Source organism: Paraburkholderia sp. UCT2 (assembly GCF_014397665.1).
GTDB classification, from domain to species: Bacteria; Pseudomonadota; Gammaproteobacteria; order Burkholderiales; family Burkholderiaceae; genus Paraburkholderia; species Paraburkholderia tuberum.
The window spans coordinates 115,904-131,488 of record NZ_VZQO01000002.1 but is presented as its reverse complement, the minus strand read 5'-3'; the positions used below and the strand labels follow the sequence as shown (position 1 = coordinate 131,488).

At 64.2% G+C, this 15,585-nt stretch carries 13 protein-coding genes; 12 read left to right on the top strand and 1 reads right to left on the bottom strand.

All coding sequences use genetic code 11. The features are described 5' to 3' along the window. Positions 1 to 128 precede the first annotated feature (128 nt). The 10 genes from der (at position 129) to F6X39_RS02245 (ending at position 11,411) form a co-directional block, all read left to right on the top strand. Positions 129 to 1,466, top strand: a complete 1,338-nt coding sequence (gene der / locus F6X39_RS02290; RefSeq protein ID WP_187615427.1) for a ribosome biogenesis GTPase Der — start codon at positions 129 to 131, stop codon at positions 1,464 to 1,466. 175 nt (positions 1,467 to 1,641) lie between these two features. Next, complete coding sequence (gene hfq / locus F6X39_RS02285) at positions 1,642 to 1,878, top strand: RNA chaperone Hfq (protein WP_006051315.1); 237 nt, start codon at positions 1,642 to 1,644, stop codon at positions 1,876 to 1,878. Positions 1,879 to 1,908: 30 nt separating this feature from the next. Further along, positions 1,909 to 3,123, top strand: a complete 1,215-nt coding sequence (gene hflX, locus F6X39_RS02280) for a GTPase HflX (protein ID WP_410449873.1) — start codon at positions 1,909 to 1,911, stop codon at positions 3,121 to 3,123. A 51-nt stretch (positions 3,124 to 3,174) separates the two neighbouring features. Further along, positions 3,175 to 4,578, top strand: coding sequence for an FtsH protease activity modulator HflK (gene hflK / locus F6X39_RS02275; protein ID WP_187615425.1), 1,404 nt, complete (start codon positions 3,175 to 3,177; stop codon positions 4,576 to 4,578). Between the two features lie 15 nt (positions 4,579 to 4,593). After that, positions 4,594 to 5,499 (top strand): protease modulator HflC, encoded by a 906-nt coding sequence (gene hflC, locus F6X39_RS02270; RefSeq protein ID WP_187615424.1) that lies wholly within the window; start codon positions 4,594 to 4,596, stop codon positions 5,497 to 5,499. A gap of 43 nt (positions 5,500 to 5,542) precedes the next feature. After that, a complete protein-coding gene (locus F6X39_RS02265; protein WP_090800720.1) occupies positions 5,543 to 5,734 on the top strand; it encodes a DUF2065 domain-containing protein in 192 nt (63 codons plus the stop codon). Positions 5,735 to 5,951: 217 nt separating this feature from the next. Beyond that, on the top strand, positions 5,952 to 7,103 hold the full coding sequence (locus F6X39_RS02260) for an ATP phosphoribosyltransferase regulatory subunit (RefSeq protein WP_090800718.1): 1,152 nt from the start codon (positions 5,952 to 5,954) through the stop codon (positions 7,101 to 7,103). Positions 7,104 to 7,324: 221 nt separating this feature from the next. Continuing rightward, entirely contained in the window at positions 7,325 to 8,671 is a 1,347-nt protein-coding gene (locus F6X39_RS02255) for an adenylosuccinate synthase (RefSeq protein WP_187615423.1), read from the top strand. A gap of 18 nt (positions 8,672 to 8,689) precedes the next feature. Then, a complete protein-coding gene (locus tag F6X39_RS02250) occupies positions 8,690 to 9,262 on the top strand; it encodes a phosphoribosyltransferase (protein WP_167368598.1) in 573 nt (190 codons plus the stop codon). 262 nt (positions 9,263 to 9,524) lie between these two features. Next, positions 9,525 to 11,411 (top strand): potassium transporter Kup, encoded by a 1,887-nt coding sequence (locus F6X39_RS02245; protein ID WP_187615422.1) that lies wholly within the window; start codon positions 9,525 to 9,527, stop codon positions 11,409 to 11,411. Positions 11,412 to 11,560: 149 nt separating this feature from the next. Here the strand turns inward: F6X39_RS02245 and F6X39_RS02240 are convergent, their stop codons facing one another. Further along, positions 11,561 to 13,915, bottom strand: a complete 2,355-nt coding sequence (locus F6X39_RS02240; protein WP_187615421.1) for a Tex family protein — start codon at positions 13,913 to 13,915, stop codon at positions 11,561 to 11,563. Between the two features lie 319 nt (positions 13,916 to 14,234). Between F6X39_RS02240 and F6X39_RS02235 the strand changes: the two genes are divergently transcribed. Both F6X39_RS02235 and F6X39_RS02230 read left to right on the top strand, forming a co-directional pair. After that, positions 14,235 to 15,182: a hypothetical protein gene (locus F6X39_RS02235; protein WP_187615420.1), complete on the top strand. Its 948-nt coding sequence runs from the start codon at positions 14,235 to 14,237 to the stop codon at positions 15,180 to 15,182. Between the two features lie 149 nt (positions 15,183 to 15,331). Next, positions 15,332 to 15,550, top strand: coding sequence for a DUF465 domain-containing protein (locus F6X39_RS02230; protein ID WP_013089766.1), 219 nt, complete (start codon positions 15,332 to 15,334; stop codon positions 15,548 to 15,550). The last annotated feature ends 35 nt before the right edge of the window (positions 15,551 to 15,585 follow it).

Sequence of the window (15,585 nt, the reverse complement as noted above, 5' to 3'; positions counted from 1 at the left end):
ATCGATCGCGCATCCGGAGCAGGCTGAATTCGTGATAATTTCGTCAGAACGCCACCCCGTGGCGGCCGCCTGGCGTCGCTACGCGCGCGATCGATTGCGATCCCGCGTTTCACCGTGAACAACATCAGATGAAACCCGTTATTGCCCTCGTTGGGCGCCCCAATGTGGGGAAATCCACGCTGTTCAACCGCCTTACGCGTTCGCGTGATGCGCTGGTTGCCGACCTGCCCGGTCTCACGCGCGATCGCCATTATGGCGAAGGACGCGCCGGCGAGCGGCCGTATCTGGTCGTCGACACCGGCGGCTTCGAGCCGGTCGCGAAAGACGGCATCCTGCACGAGATGGCGCGCCAGACCCGCCAGGCGGTCGAGGAGTCGGACGTCGTCGTGTTCATCGTCGATGGGCGCAACGGTCTCGCGCCGCAGGACAAGTCGATCGCCGACTATCTGCGCAAGGTCGGCCGGCCGATCTTCCTCGTCGTGAACAAGGCCGAGGGTATGAAGTACGCCAACGTCGCGGCCGACTTCTACGAACTCGGTCTCGGCGATCCGCGCGCGATTTCGGCCGCGCACGGCGACGGCGTCACCGACATGATCAACGAGGCGCTCGAAGTCGCGTATGCCGGTCAGCCGGAGGAGAGCGAGGAAGAAAAGGAAGCGCGCGGCGTGAAGATCGCCATCGTCGGCCGGCCGAACGTTGGTAAGTCGACGCTGATCAATGCGCTGGTCGGCGAAGAGCGCGTGATCGCGTTCGACATGCCCGGCACTACGCGCGACTCGATCTACGTCGATTTCGAGCGCAACGGCAAGCCGTATACGCTGATCGACACGGCCGGTCTGCGCCGCCGCGGCAAGGTGTTCGAGGCGATCGAAAAGTTCTCGGTCGTGAAGACGCTGCAGTCGATCTCCGATGCGAACGTCGTGATCCTGCTGCTCGACGCGCGTCAGGACATCTCGGATCAGGATGCGCACATCGCTGGCTTCGTCGTCGAGCAGGGCCGCGCGCTGGTGGTTGGCGTGAACAAATGGGACGGTCTCGATCCGCATGTGCGCGAGCGCACCAAAGCCGACCTCGAACGCAAACTAAAATTTCTGGACTTCGCCAAATTCCATTTCATTTCCGCCGCGGAAAAAACCGGAATCGGGCCGCTGATGCGTTCGGTCGACGACGCGTACACAGCCGCGATGTCGAAGCTGCCGACGCCGAAGCTGACGCGCGCGCTGATCGAGGCGGTCGAATTCCAGCAGCCGCGCCGTCGCGGTCCAGTGCGTCCGAAGCTGCGTTACGCACACCAGGGCGGACAGAATCCGCCGATTATCGTGATTCACGGCAATGCGCTCGACGCGATCACCGACACGTATAAGCGGTACCTCGAAAATCGCTTCCGGGAAACTTTCAAGCTGACGGGGACTCCATTGCGAATAGAGTTCAGATCGTCGACGAACCCTTACGCGGACAAAGGCTGAAGCAAGCTGAAGCTGGTCTTAAACCTGGGCTGAAACCCGCGTGTATGCTGGGTTTGGCCGGGGGTCCCGGGCCCGCGCGTCGAAATGAAAATCAGCTATAGTGTAGCGGTTGGCGGCGGATCTCTTTTTCTTCGCCGTCAATTCAGTCAACCTGCAAAAAAATACGGAGTTTGCTATGAGCAACAAAGGGCAATTGTTACAAGACCCGTTTTTGAACGCACTGCGTAAAGAGCATGTGCCGGTGTCGATCTACCTGGTCAACGGCATCAAGCTTCAAGGGAACATCGAATCGTTCGACCAGTACGTCGTGTTGCTCCGGAATACGGTCACCCAGATGGTCTACAAGCACGCCATTTCGACGGTCGTGCCTGCCCGTCCGGTGAATTTCCACCCGGATTCCGAACAGTCCTAACCCTCGCCGCGGCCGGCACACTGTCGCCCGTTGGCGATCACTCCCGGCCGCGTCATTTTGATACCCTCCAATTTGATCAATGCAGCGCTCGTTGGCATCGACTTCGGCAAGATCGATTTCGAAGCCAGTCTCGAAGAACTCAGCCTGCTCGCGCAAAGCGCGGGCGCGAACCCCCTGGTCACCCTCACCGGACGCCGTTCCAGTCCCGACGCGAAGATGTTCGTCGGCAGCGGCAAGGCCGAAGAATTGCGCCTTGCGTGCGAAGCAAACGACATCGAACTCGTGATCTTCAACCATGCTCTGGCGCCTGCGCAGCAGCGCAATCTGGAGCGGGCGCTTAATCGGCGCGTGGTCGATCGCACCAGTCTGATCCTCGACATTTTCGCGCAGCGCGCGCGCAGCCACGAAGGCAAGCTGCAGGTCGAACTCGCGCAGCTGCAATATCTGTCGACCCGGCTGATTCGCGCGTGGACCCACCTCGAACGTCAGAAGGGCGGTATCGGATTGCGCGGTCCAGGCGAGACGCAGCTCGAAACCGACCGCCGGCTGATCGGCGAGCGCATCAAGGCGCTCAAGATCCGCCTCGACAAGCTGCGCCGCCAGCATGGCACGCAACGCCGGGCGCGGAATCGCAACCAGACGATGTCGGTGTCGCTCGTCGGCTACACGAACGCCGGCAAATCGACGCTCTTCAACGCGCTGACCAAGGCGCAGGCGTATGCCGCCGACCAGTTGTTCGCCACGCTCGATACCACCTCGCGGCGCGTGTATCTGGGCGACGAAGCGGGGCAGGTGGTGGTGTCCGATACCGTCGGTTTCATCCGCGAGCTGCCGCACCAGCTCGTCGCCGCGTTCCGCGCGACGCTCGAGGAAACCATTCACGCGGACCTGCTGCTGCATGTCGTCGATGCATCGAGCGCGGTGCGGCTCGACCAGATCGATCAGGTCAACGAGGTGTTGCACGCGATCGGCGCGGACACGATCCGTCAGGTGCTCGTGTTCAACAAGATCGACGCGGTGCCAGAGCTGGCAGCCCGTGGCGACGCGGTCGAGCGGGACGAGTATGGTAATATTTCGCGCGTCTTTTTGAGCGCGCGCACCGGGCAGGGGCTGGATGCATTGCGCGCTGCTATCGCCGAAATCGCTACAGCCGAACCGCTTGCCGACATGCCGTTCGATGCGTCGCAAGATGACCGCCCGGCGCAACTGCGCGACGACCACAAGGTTCCAGAACTCGGGCACTGACCCGTTCCAAAATTGCACTGACCCGCTGTCTACTCTGGTGAACGAACACAGGTGAACGATTACAACGAGCGGAGTATCTGGCTGCGTATGCGCGCCTTGCTTTCACTGAACGATCCGCGTTGGGGCCGGGGCGACGGCAACGGCGACCGGCAACGGCCGAACGATCCGAAGCGACCGGCACGCGACGGTGAAGGTCCGCCCGATCTCGACGAAATGTGGCGTGATTTCAATCGCCGTCTGTCCCGGATTTTCGGGCGCAGGGGCGGCGGTGTCGGCGGTGGCCGTCCTGACAACGGCCGTGGCGCGCGCATCGGCGTCGGCATCGTGATCGGCGTGCTGATCGCGATCTATCTCGGCAGCGGTGTGTTCGTCGTGCAGGATGGCCAGGCGGCCGTCGTGCTGCAATTCGGCAAGTATCGCTATACCGCGGCGCCGGGCGTGCACTGGCGTCTGCCGTTTCCGTTCGAGTCCCACGAGTTCGTCAATGTCGGGCAGATCCGCCAGGTCGAGATCGGCCGTAGCAATGTGGTGCGTCTCGCGAACGTGAAGGACGCGTCAATGCTCACGCACGACGGCGACATCGTCGACGTGCGCTTCGCCGTGCAGTACCAGGTGCGCAATCCCTACGACTTTCTGTTTCGCAGCGTCGATCCCGATCAGAGCGTGATGCACGCCGCGCAGGCGGCGGTGCGCGGCATCGTCGGCGCGCAGAGCACTAGCGATATCCTCGATCAGGATCACGAAACTTTGCGCCAGCAGCTGATCGCGGCGATCCAGCAATCGCTCGATCAGTACCAGTCCGGTCTGGCAGTCACGGGCGTGACGATCCAGAGCGTGCAGGTGCCCGAGCAGGTGCAACCGGCGTTCGCCGACGCTGCGAAGGTGCACGACGAAAACGAACGCGCGAAACGCGATGCGCAGGCTTATGCGGCCGATCTCCTGCCGCGCGCGCAGGCCGACGTCGATCGTCAGGTCCAGGAAGCCAAAACCTATAGCCAGACCACGGTCGCGCAGGCGCAGGCCGAGGCCGAGCGCTTCAACCAGGTCTACGCCCAATACGCGAAGGCGCCGGCCGTCGTGCGCTTCCGCCTGTACATGGAAACCATGCAGCAGATTTACGCGAACGCGACCAAGGTGTTCGTCGACGCGAAGAACGGCAACAACGTGCTGTATCTGCCGCTCGACAGGCTCGTCGAGCAGAACCGCGAACGCCAGGCCGCGGCGGCGGGCACCGCCGCTTCGGGTCCTGCTGTCGCGGGCGCGCCGCAAGCGGCGAGTGCGGCCGCGCCGTCGGCCGCGTCGGCCGCTGAGACCGGTGCCGCGGCAGGCTCCGCCGCCGATGGCGCATCCGCACCCGCCGCTTCCGCGCCTGCGCCAGCGAGCCGGCCGAGCGCCGCGTCGCTGCGCTCGCGCGAAGCGTTCCGCAATCGCATGCGCGAAGACGACGTTCAATAAGGAGCGCACAAGAATATGAACCGAATCATTGCGCTCGTCGTCGCGGTCGTCATCGTGCTGTTCGCGGCATCGTCGATGGTGTTCGTCGTCGATCAACGGCATATGGCCGTGTTGTCCGCGCGCGGCGACGCGACGCCCACGCTGCTCGGCCCGGGGCTGCACGTGAAGCTGCCGCCGCCGCTACAAACGGTCACGTTCGTCGACAATCGCATCCAGTCGCTCGACGCACCCGACGAAGATCATTACGTCACGTCCGACAAAACCGATCTACTGGTCAACCCGGTCATCAAGTTCCGCGTGACCGATCCGCTGAAGCTGATCGCCGAAACGAAGGGTGATCCGCAGAGTCTGCCCGACCGGCTCGCGCTGCTGTCGCGCGGCGCGCTCGGCGACGCGTTCGGCAAGTTCACGCTGTCCGACGCGCTCGCCAAACAACCGGCGGTCGCCGAACAGGCCCGCGGTGCGATGGACAAGGGCGCGGCATCGCTCGGCGTATCGGTCGTGGATGTGCAACTCACGCGCGTCGATTTCCCGGCCGCGGTGGCCGACTCGGTATTCAAGCGCATGATCGCCGCGCGCAAGCAGGTCGCGGCGGACGAGCGAGCGAAGGGCGCCGCCGAAGCGAATCAGATCCGCGCGGACGCGCTCGCGAAGCAGCAGACGGTGCTCGCCGACGGCCTCGCGCAGGCGCAGGGCATTCGCGGCGAAGGCGATGCAAAGGCCGCGGAGATCGCTGCCGAAGCGTTCGGCAAGGATCCGCAGTTCTACCAGTTTTATCAAAGCATGCAGGCGTACCGGAAGACCTTCAAGCCGGGCGACCTGATCGTGGTCGACTCCAGTAGCGAGTTCTTCCGCTTCATGCGTAGCCCGACCGGCGGCGTCGCCCCGGACGCTTCCGCGCCTGCTGCGCGCAAACGCTGATTACCGAAGGCCGCGGCATCCGCATCGCGGCCGCTTCACTCGCATGGACATAGCTGGTTCGTTATTGCTCGCGATCGCGCTGATGCTGATTATCGAGGGGATGTTTCCGTTCGTTTTTCCAACCGCCTGGCGCGATACGTTCCGTAAAATAGCGGAACGACCGCCGCATCAGATTCGTGTCGGAGGGCTCATCGTGATGTTGCTCGGGCTGGTTCTACTGTTCATCGCGACCTGAAGCCGGCTTGCTCGTCTGACGAACGCCGCGTGTTGCGGCGTGTTTTGCCGGCCCGAGCAAGACGCGTACTGACCGGCCACGCCGCCGCGCGTCGCGCGCGCGCCGCGAAACGCCGCCCGAGCGTCTGTGTCAGCCGCCAGAATCAAGCCGCTCTAGGTCATTCACACTCATCATCGGCGCTGCAAGACGCCGTGTTCAACGCCGTAGGACTGTATCGATGTCGACCTGGTTGCTTCCTGAGAATATCGCCGACGTGCTGCCGTCGGAGGCCCGCAAGATCGAAGAATTGCGGCGTCATTTGCTGGACCGTTTCCGCTCGTACGGCTACGAGATGGTGATGCCGCCGCTGCTCGAATACCTCGAGTCGCTGCTGACGGGCGGTGGGCACGATCTGAATCTGCGCACCTTCAAGCTCGTCGATCAGCTGTCGGGCCGCACGCTCGGTCTGCGCGCCGACATCACGCCGCAGGTCGCGCGCATCGACGCGCATCTGCTGAACCGCCAGGGCGTCACGCGTCTTTGCTATGCGGGCAACGTCGCGCATACGCGCCCGCGCGGCCTGCATGCGACGCGTGAGCAGATCCAGATCGGTGCGGAAATCTACGGCCACGCGGGGCTCGAAGCGGACCTCGAAATCCAGCAGCTGATGCTCGACGCGCTGCGTCTCGCCGGCCTCGCGAAGGTGCGTCTGGACCTGTGTCACGCGGGCGTGCTGGCGGCGCTGATCGAAGCCGAGCCGGCCGCCGAGGAACTCGGCCCGGCGCTCTACGACGCGCTAGCCGGCAAGGACGTGCCGCGCCTGGTCGAGATGACCGCGCAATTCTCGCCGGTGATTCGCGATGCGCTGCGCGCGCTGCCGACGCTGTACGGCGACGCGTCGGTGCTCGAAGAGGCCCGCGCGCGTCTGCCGAATTCACCGGCGATCGCCCGCGCGCTCGACGACCTCGCGTTCCTCGCGAGCCAGGTCGACGGCGCCGAAGTGATGATCGACCTCGCCGATCTGCGCGGCTACGCGTACCACAGCGGCGTGATGTTCTCCGCTTACGTGGACGGCGTGCCGAACGCGGTCGCGCGCGGCGGCCGTTACGACCACGTCGGTCAGGCCTATGGCCGCGCTCGCGCGGCAACCGGCTTTTCGCTGGATCTGCGCGAAGTCGCGCGGATCTCGCCGGTCGAAGCGCGCAGCAGCGCGATCCTCGCGCCGTGGCGGCACGACGAAGCGTTGCGCGTGGCGGTCGCGGCATTGCGCGATGGCGGTGAAGTGGTAATCCAGGCGCTGCCTGGCCACAAGCACGATCTCGATGAATTCGCGTTCGACCGGGTGCTGGTCGAGCGCAATGGCGCATGGGTGGTTGAACCGCGCGCTTGAGCCGCGCGTTCCGATTTACGCTGCCGGGGACCCGTCCCCCGACGTTCGCACGAGGGCGGCGCAACCACCGCCCGAATCGCGCGCGGTCGAGCGACTCTTCGCGGCCGCGCATCCCTCCCAATACTCAACATAACGTGCATACCGTTGAGCGGAAACGGAAAAATTCCGGACGCTTCCGCGAACCTAGGTAAAATACGTTTTTAACCAGCTTACGAAACAACATGTCTGCCAGCGCAGTGAATGTGAACCCCGGGCGCAACGTCGTCGTCGTGGGTACCCAATGGGGTGATGAGGGCAAGGGCAAGATCGTCGACTGGCTGACGGACCACGCTCAGGGCGTCGTTCGCTTCCAGGGCGGTCACAATGCCGGTCACACGCTCATCATCGGCGGCAAGAAAACCATCTTGCGTCTGATTCCGTCGGGCATCATGCATCCCGGCGTCGCGTGCTACATCGGCAATGGCGTCGTGTTGTCGCCGGAAGCGCTGTTCAAGGAAATCGGCGAACTCGAAGCCGCCGGCATCGACGTCCAGAAGCGCCTGTTCATTTCCGAAGCCACCACGCTGATCCTGCCGTACCACATCGCGATCGACCAGGGCCGCGAAGCGCGCCGCGGCGCGAGCAAGATCGGCACGACCGGCCGCGGCATCGGCCCGGCCTACGAAGACAAGGTCGCGCGCCGCGGCCTGCGCGTGCAGGACCTGTTCGACGCGCCAGCCTTCGCCGAGCGTCTGCGCGAAAACCTCGACTATCACAACTTCGTGCTCACGCAGTACCTCGGCGCCGCCTCGGTAGACTTCCAGCAAACGCTCGACACGATGCTGAGCTACGCCGACCGACTGAAGCCGATGGTCACCGACGTGTCGCGCCGTCTCTACGACGTCAACGCGAACGGCGGCAATCTGCTGTTCGAAGGCGCGCAGGGCACGCTGCTCGACATCGACCATGGCACCTATCCGTTCGTCACCTCGAGCAACTGCGTCGCGGGTGCCGCGACGGCGGGCGCGGGCGTCGGTCCGCAGAAGCTCAACTACATCGTCGGCATCACGAAGGCGTACTGCACGCGTGTCGGTTCGGGCCCGTTCCCGAGCGAACTGTACGATGCGGACAATGCCTCGCGCCAGGACCCGATCGGCCTCGAACTCGCCACCGTCGGCAAGGAATTCGGCTCGGTCACCGGCCGTCCGCGCCGCACCGGCTGGCTCGACGTCTCCGCGCTGCGTCGCTCGATCCAGATCAACGGTGTGACGGGGCTGTGCATGACCAAGCTCGACGTGCTCGACGGTCTCGACGAAGTGAAGCTGTGCGTCGGCTACACGATCGACGGCCACAACGTCGATCTGCTGCCGCGCGGCGCGACGGAAGTCGCGCGCTGCGTACCGGTCTACGAAACCTTTGCGGGATGGAAGGAAAGCACGGTCGGCATCAAGGAGTGGGACAAGCTGCCCGCCAACGCGCGTGCGTACCTGACGCGCGTGCAGGAAGTCGCGGGCATTCCGATCGACATGGTCTCCACCGGTCCAGACCGCGACGAAACGATTCTGCTGCGTCATCCGTTCAAGGTCTAAGCGATGCAAGGTGTACCCATGATCGCGATGAAAGATCCGCGCAACGACGACAAGAACCTGTGGGTCGGCTGGGACGAATATCACCGGCTGATCGAGATGCTCGCACTTGCCGTGCACGAATCGGGCTGGAAGTTCGACAAGATCCTGTGCCTCGCGCGCGGCGGTCTGCGCGTCGGCGACCAGCTGTCGCGCATCTACGATCTGCCGTTGGCGATTCTGGCAACGAGCTCTTATCGCGAGGCAGCGGGCACGCAGCAGGGCGAACTCGACATCGCGCAATACATCACGATGACGCGCGGCGAACTGCACGGTAACGTGCTGCTCGTCGACGACCTCGTCGATTCGGGCGTCACGCTCGCGCGCGTGCAGCAGCATCTGAAGGAACGCTATCCGGCCATCACCGCGGTGCGCTCGGCCGTGCTGTGGTACAAGGGCTGCTCGAAGGTGAAGCCCGATTACCACGTGCAGTATCTGCCGACCAACCCGTGGATTCATCAGCCGTTCGAGGAGTGGGACACGGTGCGTCCGCATAACCTCGGCGCGTGGATCAAGCGCGGCATCGCCCAGGCCGATGAGGCGTCGGGCAATTGACGCGAAGCCGCGCGCCTCACGCTTTGTCGCATCGGTTCTCGCGCGTCATCGCGGTGTCACAAAACGGAGCCCAGTCGGGCTCCGTTTTTGTATGCGTCACGCGCCGCGCCGCGACGGCCGCACCACGACAGGCGCGTCCATATCGCAGTGCTACACTGCGCGGACATCCACGTGGCGTATCCACAACAAGCCGGGCGGTACCGGATGGGCAGTTTAAAATAGCGGTCGTTTTTTCCGCCCCGGAACGGATTTCCTCGCGTCCATGACAGATAACAATCACGTACACAAACAGCCACTGCCTTCCCTTGCGATTGCCGCGATCGGAGTGGTGTTCGGCGACATCGGTACGAGCCCGTTGTACGCGCTGAAGGAAGCCTTCAGTCCGTCGCACGGCATCCCGTTGACCGATCAGTCGATCCTTGGCGTTATTTCGCTGCTGTTCTGGGCGATCGTGATCGTGGTCGGCGTCAAGTACGTGCTGTTTGTGATGCGCGCCGACAACAACGGTGAGGGCGGCGTCCTCGCGCTGATGGCGCTGGCGATGCGCTCGGTCGATCAGAAATCGAAAATGGCCGGCCTTCTGATGATGCTCGGCATCTTCGGCGCCTGCATGTTTTACGGCGACGCGGTGATCACGCCGGCAATCTCGGTGATCTCGGCGGTCGAAGGTCTCGAAATCGCCGCGCCGCATCTGGCGCATCTGGTGATTCCGCTGACCGTCGTGATCCTGATCGTGCTGTTCTGGATCCAGCGGCACGGCACGGCCACGGTCGGCCGTCTGTTCGGGCCGATCATGACGCTTTGGTTCCTCGTGCTCGCCGTGCTCGGCCTGTGGCACATCATGCAGTCGCCGAATGTGATCCAGGCGCTCAATCCCTACTACGCGTACACGTTCATGGCCGCGCACGTGCTGCAGGCCTACGTGGTGCTCGGCTCGGTCGTGCTGGTGCTGACCGGCGCGGAGGCGCTGTACGCGGACATGGGCCACTTCGGCGCGCAGCCGATCCGCATGGCGTGGTACGTGCTCGTGATGCCTTCGCTCGTGCTGAACTACTTCGGCCAGGGCGCGCTGCTGATGCACGACCCAAAGGCGATCGAAAATCCGTTCTTCCTGCTCGCGCCGGACTGGGCGTTGTTGCCGCTCGTCGTGCTGTCGACGGTCGCGACGGTGATCGCGTCGCAGGCGGTGATTTCGGGCGCGTACTCGCTGACGAGCCAGGCGATCCAGCTCGGCTACGTGCCGCGCATGAAGGTCCTGCACACGTCCGAACTCGCGATCGGGCAGATCTATGTGCCGGTCGTGAACTGGATGCTGCTGTTCATCATCCTGTGCATCGTGATCGCGTTCAAGAGCTCGGACAATCTGGCGGCCGCGTACGGTATCGCGGTGACTGCAACGATGGTGATCACGACGATTCTTGCCTGCGTCGTGATGGTGAACGTGTGGAACTGGAACAAACTGCTGGTTGGGCTCATCATCGGCGTGTTCATGGTGGTCGACCTGGGCTTTTTCGGCGCAAACCTGCTGAAGGTCGAAGAGGGCGGCTGGTTGCCGCTGTGCATCGGCGGCCTGCTGTTCTTCCTGCTGATGACGTGGTTCAAGGGCAGGATGATCGTGAAGGAACGCACGGCCGCCGACGGTATTCCGCTGATGCCGTTCCTGCAAGGCCTGCTCGCGCATCCGCCGCATCGCGTGTCGGGCACTGCGATCTATCTGACCGGCAGCGATTCGCTGGTGCCGGTGAGCCTGCTGCACAATCTGAAACACAACAAGGTGCTGCACGAGCGCACGATCTTTCTGACCTTCGTCACGCGCGACATTCCGTACGTGAAGGACGCCGATCGCGTGACCGTGAAGGACATGAACGGTGGCCTGTGGCTGGTGAAGGCAGCCTACGGCTTTAACGAAACGCCCGACGTGAAGGCGGTGCTGCTCGACGTCGGCCGCACGCACGACATGAGCTTCGAATTGATGGACACGTCATTCTTCCTCGCGCGCGAAACGGTGGTACCGACGCAATTGCCGGGCATGTCGGTATGGCGCGAGCGTGTGTTCGCGTGGATGCATCAGAATGCCGCGAAGCCGACCGACTTCTTCAGCATCCCGGCTAACCGGGTCGTGGAACTGGGAACGAAGATCGAGATTTGACGGCTCGCGCGTGACGTGCGGGAGCGCAAACAAAAAGCCCACGCAATGCGTGGGCTTTTTGTTCATGCGCGCGTGCAAGCGGTTGAGCGCGCGACGCAGTCATGTCACGGACCGGAGCGCGTGCGACGGCGTGCTCCGGTCCGTGACGCTCACTTCTGCTTGAGCTTCGCAAACGCAGCCGCCATCGCGCCGCCCGGCTCCGGTTCGCGCGAGCGTTGCGGCGCACCGCGTCCCGCTCCGCCGCGATTGAAGCTGCCGCCCGAGCCACCGCGATCCTGCTGCGCACCGCCGCCGCTGCGCGCGGCCGCTGCACCGGGTTCGTCGTCGAGACGCATCGTCAGTGCGATACGCTGGCGCTTCACGTCGACTTCGAGCACCTTGACCTTGACGATCTGACCGGCTTTCACGACCTCATGCGGGTCCTTCACGAACTTCGTCGACATCGCCGACACGTGCACGAGGCCATCCTGATGCACACCGACGTCGATGAACGCGCCGAACGCCGCGACGTTCGTCACGACGCCTTCGAGCACCATGCCCGGGATCAGATCGCTGACCTTCTCGACACCTTCGCGGAACGTCGCGGTCTTGAACTCGGGACGCGGATCGCGGCCCGGCTTTTCGAGTTCGACCAGGATGTCGCGCACGGTTGGAAGACCGAAACGCTCGTCGACGAATTCGGTGGGTGACAGTCCGCGTAACGCGTCGCGATTGCCGAGCACTTCGCCGACCTGCTTACTGATCTTCGCGAGGATGCGCTGGACGACCGGATACGCTTCCGGGTGCACCGACGAACGGTCGAGCGGATTCTCGCCGTTATTGATGCGCAGGAAGCCGGCAGCCTGCTCGAAGGTCTTGTCGCCGAGACGCGGCACCTTGCGTAGATGCTCGCGCGACGGGAACGGCCCGTTCGCATCGCGATAGTCGACGATGTTGCGCGCGAGCGTTGCGTTTAAACCCGACACCCGCGCGAGCAGCGCGACCGACGCGGTGTTCGCATCGACGCCGACCGCATTCACGCAGTCTTCGACGACCGCGTCGAGCGAGCGCGCGAGTTCGCGCTGGTTCACGTCGTGCTGATACTGGCCGACGCCGATCGCCTTCGGCTCGATCTTCACGAGCTCGGCGAGCGGGTCCTGCAGACGTCGCGCGATCGACACGGCACCGCGCAGCGACACGTCCATGGCGGGGAATTCCTTCGCGGCAAGCTCGGACGCCGAGTACACCGACGCGCCGGCTTCGGACACGACGATCTTCTGCAGCTTCAGCTCCGGGTGACGCGCGATCAGTTCGCTCGCGAGCTTGTCCGTCTCACGCGACGCGGTGCCGTTGCCGATGCTGATCAGCTCGGCCTGCGTTTGCGCGGCGATTCGCGCGAGCTTCGCGAGCGAGCCGTCCCAGTCGCGGCGCGGCTCGTGCGGGTAGATCGTGTCGGTCGCGAGCACCTTGCCGGTGCGGTCGACCACCGCCACCTTCACGCCGGTGCGCAAGCCCGGATCCAGACCGATCACGGCCTTCGGACCAGCCGGCGCCGCGAGCAGCAGGTCCTTCAGATTGCGCGCGAACACGCGGATCGCTTCGTGTTCGGCTTCGTCGCGCAGATTGGTCAGCAGCTCGTTTTCGAGGTGCGGCTGCACCTTCACGCGCCAGCACCAGCGGCACACGTCGGAGAGCCACTTGTCGGCGGGGCGGTTCTGATTGGCGATGCCGAAGTGCCGCGCGATCAGCGCTTCGCCCGGGTGCGGCACCTGCGCGTCGAGCTCTTCGCCGAGGCCGAGCTTGATCATCAGCACGCCGGCATTGCGGCCGCGGAACAGTGCGAGCGCGCGATGCGACGGCACCGTGCGGATCGTTTCGGCGTAGTCGTAGTAGTCGCGGAATTTCTCTTCTTCCGCGGTTTCCTTGCCTTCCACGACCTTCGACGACACCACGCCCTGGTTGAACAGATAGTCGCGCAGCTTGCCGAGCAGTTCGGCGGTCTCGCCGAATTGTTCGGAGAGGATGTCGCGCGCGCCGTCGAGCGCGGCCTTCACATCGGCGACGCCTTTGTCCGCGTCCACGTACGCCGCGGCTTCGGCTTGCGGATCGAGCAGCGGATTGCCGAGCAGCGCGTCGGCGAGCGGCTGCAAGCCGGCTTCGCGCGCGATCTGCGCGCGCGTGCGGCGCTTCGGTTTGTATGGCAGATAGAGGTCTTCGAGCACCTGTTTGCTGTCGGCGCCTTCGATCGCGCCGCGCAGCTCGTCGGTGAGCTTGCCCTGTTCGTCGATGCTCGCGATGATCGCCGCGCGCCGGTCTTCCAGCTCGCGCAAATAGAGCAGGCGCTCCTCGAGATTGCGCAGTTGCGTGTCGTCGAGATTGCCGGTCACTTCCTTGCGATAACGGGCGATGAACGGAACGGTCGCGCCTTCGTCGAGAAGTTCCACTGCGGCCGCGACCTGGCGCGGCTGGACGGACAGTTCGGTGGCGATGCGCTGGACGATCTTGAGTGCTACGGTTTCCGTCATAAGGTCTTGGTGTTCCTGCGGACTCAGTGATGGGCCGCGCGCGGGCGGCAAATCGGGACAGGCCGGGCGTGCGCCGCGACCAGGTTGCTAGAGCGGGGCATTTTGCCATAAATGCCAAAGGGCTCAACCGTGGGGTGTTAGAATTTCGGGCATGTTCCGTTGACCCTCTACGACGTTGCCAATCTCCTTGTCCCTCAACCGCCTGGTCTCTTCGCTGGCGTCAGGTTCACTGCCGGGTTCACTGCCGGGTTCGTCTCAATTGCCGCTGGTTTCTTTGCGCTCGTTCGGTCGGTCGGCTTTAACGGCTGCCGCGTCGTGCGTGATCGCCGCAGCGCTCGTCGTGCCGGTGTCGGCCGCAGCGCAAAGCGCGACGCCCGCGCAAGGTACGGGGCCCGTCGCGGCCTCGGGCCCGCAAGCCGCCGCAACCGCCGACGGCCCTCAAAGCGCAAGTGACGTAGCCGTGCTGGACAAGTCGTTCGACGAGCGGCAACAGGTGCTCAATCAGCGCACCGACGACAACAACTATCAATTCGCTGTCGCGCAACACAACTGCTACAGCCGCTTCTTCGTCAATCACTGTCTGAACCGCGCGCGCGACGCGATGCGCAGCGTGCAGGCGGACATCCGCAAGGAACAGCTCGCGCTCGACGCCGAGCAGCGTGCGCAGCGCGCCCGTGAACGCGACGAACGCACCGCGTTGCGGCGCGCGCAAAACGAGGCGGAAGCGCCGCAACGTGCTGCCGAAGACGCGCGCAACGAGCAGGCGTATCAGGAAAAGCAGCGTCAGCACGCGCTCGATCAGGCGCAGCACAACGCCGAGGCGCCGCAGCGCGAAGCCAATGCGCAGGCCTACGCGGAGAAGCAACGTCAGCACGCGCTCGATCAGGCGCAGCGCAACGCCGCGGCACCGCAGCACGAAGCCAATGCGCAGGCCTACGAGGAGAAGCAGCGCCAGCACGCGCTCGATCAGGCGCAGCATGGTGTCACGCCTGCGCAGGCGGCGGCCAATCAGAAGGCCTACGACCAGAAGCAGAGCGACTACCAGCGCAAGCTCGAGGAAGCGCGTCGGCAGGGCGCGCAAAAGGCCGCGGAGCGCCAGCAGAAACAGGAGACTTTCGAGCGGAAGCAGGCCGAGGCCGCGCAGCACAAGCTCGATGTCGAAGCACGTCAAAAGCAGGCCGCCGAGAAGGCCGAGCAGAAGCGTCAGGACGAGCTGAAGCAGCAACAGCTCGAAGAGCAGCAAAAGCAGCAACAAGAGCAACAGTAAGCGTGCTGTAGTGGCTGTATCGTAGAGTAAGCCGTGGGCGGTCGTGGCCAGGGCCGCCGTAGTCGCCGTAATGCGTTTTGAGGCGGACAGCAACCTCAGGCATCGGACCGCGCGCACGCGGTTCGTGCCGCCGACCAGAGGAGGCGAGCATGCGCGATCGTCATCACGTCATCGACGCAAACACACTTCGCGACCGCATTCTGCAACTGGAATCGGAGCATAGTGGACTCGACCGGTTGATCGACCGGATGTCGGATGAACCCGGCATCGACGACTTCGAGTTGCAGCGCCTGAAAAAGCGCAAACTTAAAGTCAAGGACACCATCATCTTGCTGCAATTGCAGCTCGAACCGGACGCGCGCGCCTGAGTTCGCGGCCTGGCAGGCGCCGGGCGCGCAGCGCG